Origin of the sequence: Halolamina salina (assembly GCF_042678005.1) — an archaeon.
In the GTDB taxonomy this organism is placed as follows: Archaea; Halobacteriota; Halobacteria; order Halobacteriales; family Haloferacaceae; genus Halolamina; species Halolamina salina.
In genome coordinates this window covers 1-456 of sequence record NZ_JBHUDH010000137.1, presented here as the reverse complement: position 1 = coordinate 456, position 456 = coordinate 1, and the positions used below count along the sequence as shown (strand labels likewise).

1 protein-coding gene is annotated in these 456 nt (G+C 73.5%); it reads right to left on the bottom strand.

Features of this window, described 5'->3' with window-relative positions; all coding sequences use genetic code 11:
• Positions 1 to 33: 33 nt before the first annotated feature.
• Positions 34 to 456, bottom strand: a 423-nt coding sequence (locus ACFR9S_RS11780) for an aldolase/citrate lyase family protein (RefSeq protein WP_379818746.1), incomplete at its 5' end; no start/stop codon positions are given.

Genomic DNA, 456 nt, shown 5'->3' with positions numbered 1-456 from the left:
CAGGCCGCTGACGACCGACCCCTCCCCGTTCGACTACTCGCCGAACAGCGACTCGTACCGCTCCCTCGCCGAGCGTGCGCCACGCCGGAGGTAGCCGATGTCGGTACCGGCGATTAGGTAGTCGATGCCGCGGTCGTGCCACGTCTCGATCTGGTCGGGGCCGGTCGCGAGCGTGCCCACGGGGACGCCCGCGGCCTCGCCGGCCGCGAGCACGCGGTCGAACGCCTCGCGGAACTCGGGGTCGTCGTACTCGCCGAAGCAGCCGAGGTTCGCCGAGAGGTCGGCGGGGCCGACGAACAGCGTGTCCACGCCGTCGACGCGGGCGATCGCCTCGGCGTGCTCGACGCCCGCGGGGGTCTCGATCTGGGGCAGCACCGCGACGGCGTCGTTGGCCGACTCGAAGTACGCCTCGGTGTGGGCGCCGTAGCCGTTCGGTCGGCTGGCGGGCGAGGCCGG